This window comes from Cellulomonas sp. P4_B5_2, from assembly GCF_056402235.1.
Genome location: NZ_JBFUHU010000423.1, coordinates 1 through 2583 on the forward strand (window position 1 = coordinate 1; position 2583 = coordinate 2583).

Below are 2583 nucleotides of genomic sequence, written 5' to 3' on the forward strand. Positions count from 1 at the left end.
GTCGAAGAGCGCGTCGTCGACGACGTGCGGGACCGCGCCCAGCCACGCCCAGTCGCCGGCGCGGTCCGCGGAGAACGTGGCGGCGACCTGCAGGTCGTCGGGGGCGTGCAGGGCGACGGCCTGGACCGTGAGCGCGCGGACGACCGCGAGGCAGGCGTCCCGCGGCCCGATGACGGCCACCTCGCCGACGCGGTCCAGGGGCACGGTGATCGGCATCTGCGGGACGCGTCCGTGCCGGACCCGGACCGCCTCGGCCTCCGCCGCCATGGCGGGGTCGAACGGCTGCGTCGGGTTGGGGTCCTCGGGCACCCGCAGGTCGAACCAGGGCCGGTCGCCGGCCCCCACCCGCAGGTCCAGGAAGTCGGGATCGGTCCGCCGGCGCTCCCAGCGGCGCTCCGGGTCGCGCACGACGTCGACCAGCGCGACCGGGTCGGGGTGCACGGTCCGTGCCACGTCGCGCGCGTCGTTCTCGGCGTCCCGCAGGTCCGAGCGCAGGCCCTCGAGGTAGTCCAGGTACCGCTCGCGCTGCAGCCGCCGACCGCGCGCCGCCGTGCCGCGGTGGCTGAGCGCCATGCCGACCCCGCCGACGAGCGCCACGACCAGCACCATCACGCCGACCAGGACGAACAGCGGGTTCCCGCGGAGCACCAGCATCATCGTCATGGACCCGACGGCACCGACCACGGGGAGCATCGACTGCAGACCGGAGCCGCCGGCCGCGTCGTTCATCTGCGGCGGTGCGGCAACCGGGACGTCGGGCGGCGCGGCGAGGGGTCGGACCACGCGAGCAGGGCGGTGGACGAGGGTGCGCGTCATCCCGCGTCCCCGGCCGTCAGGGCGGCGTGCGGGTCGCACGCGAGGGTGAGCAGGTGCGCGCCGAGGGTGGAGAAGGCCGTGCGGACGTCGGTCCCCGGGGACGTCGCGCCCGCACCGAGGGCGGGGTCGTGGGGCACGCTCCGGACGGTCACGGCATGCGCGGCCAGCGCGTCGCGGGCCGGTGTCGCAGACGGGCCGCCGGTGCCGCCGACGTCGACCAGCAGCAGGACGACGGCGGGTGCCCGCTGCTCCGTGGTCGCCAGGTGCGACGCCAGGGCGACACCACGCTCGGCGTCCGCCCGGTCCGCGCGCGCGACCACGACGACCACGTGGTGGTCGCCGGCCACCACGGCCAGCTCGTCCGGGCCGCGCACGCCCCAGTCGGTGAGGACGACGTCGAAAAACCGGCCCACGGGGTCGACGACCTCGCGCCACGTCCGCGGCTGCGGGGGCCAAGGTGCCGACGCCGACCCGTCGCCCAGGACGGCGAGCCCGTCGCGGGTGCGCGGGAGCGCAGCACGCGCCTGCTCCGCCCGCGCGATCCCCGCGGTCCGGGCGCGGCCGTCGGCCCACGCGAGCGGTCGGTCGATCCCGCACGCGGCGGCCAGCGACGCGTTCCCGTGCCCGGCGTCGATGGCCAGCACCCCGGTCGGACGTCGACCGGCGAGCACCGACGCGACCCCGGCGGTCGCCGTCGTCGCCCCTGCCCCGCCGTGCGCCTGCACGACAGCGATCCGTCGGCTCGTGGACACTGGTCGGCGCAGTCCCTCGTCGGCCGCCACGAGGTCGCGCGCCACCGCCGTCGARCCGGCGAACCCCAGCCGGAGCGCGTCGCGGACGAGCATCAGAACGTGCCCAGAAGGTCGCCGTAGACGCCGAACACGCCGAGCGCGACCGGCAGGACGGCCAGCACGCCGATGAGCTCCGCGAGGTCCCCGAGCCGGCGCAGCCGCGCCCGCTGCTGACCGGACGGACGCGCGCCGGCGACGATCGCGGTGAGCACGCCGACCCCGAGGGTGATCCCCGCGGCGAGCCACGGCTCCTGCGCACCCCACGGGCCGAGCACGCCGACCACCAGCGGGACCACCACGGCGACCCAGAGGGCGACGGCCTGCGTGCGCAGCGGGAGGCTGCGCGTCCGGAGCGCGACGACGGCGAGCACGATCCCGGCGAGCAGCGTGGCCCCGTCGTCGCCCGACGCGACCAGACCCGTGCAGGAGATCGCGATCGCCACGGCCACCGCGACCGCGCTCCAGGTGAGGCCGCGGTAGGCCTCGTCGAGGGTGGTCCGCACGCGCGTCCGCCTGGGGGCGGCACCGTCGAGCGCGGCGTCGTCGAGCCCGGTCAGGCCCGAGGACGTCATGGCCCACCAGGGCAGCAGCCCGCACGCGACGACGGCCACGACCGCGACCGCGGTGTCCGCGTGCACGGCGTCGACCAGCGCACCGAGCGCGAGGTGGAGCCCGGTGATCAGGGCGCCCGCGAGCGCGCCCGCGAGCGCCCCGCGGTCCCGACGGCCCACCCCGATGCCCGCACCGAGCGCGACCCAGGCCAGCAGCACGGCCGCCAGCACGCTCTCGAGGAGGTTCGCGTCCAGCAGCAGCCCGAACGGCACCGCGCAGCCGAGGGCCAGCGCGAGGAAGGCGAGACCGGCATACCGCTGCCCGCCGCGGCCGAGCCCGGCGCTCGTGGCCAGCAGGACGAGCGCGGCGAGCCCCACACCGACCGCGGCGGGTCCCGCGTCCACGTGCCCGGCCGCCACGATGC

At 77.5% G+C, this 2583-nt stretch carries 2 protein-coding genes and 1 pseudogene; all 3 read right to left on the minus strand.

Annotated features, from left to right (window positions below; genetic code table 11):
- A pseudogene (locus AC1DUQ_RS20485) lies at positions 1-816 on the minus strand (cell division protein FtsK); the annotation flags it as partial.
- The gene (locus AC1DUQ_RS20490; RefSeq protein WP_477059723.1) at positions 813-1661 is read right to left on the minus strand and encodes a hypothetical protein; all 849 of its coding nucleotides are present in this window, start codon (positions 1659-1661) and stop codon (positions 813-815) included. The gene AC1DUQ_RS20490 and the pseudogene AC1DUQ_RS20485, both read right to left, overlap by 4 nt.
- Positions 1661-2583 (minus strand): hypothetical protein (locus tag AC1DUQ_RS20495; protein WP_477074497.1); only part of this gene is annotated, 923 nt, incomplete at its 5' end. The genes AC1DUQ_RS20495 and AC1DUQ_RS20490, both read right to left, overlap by 1 nt.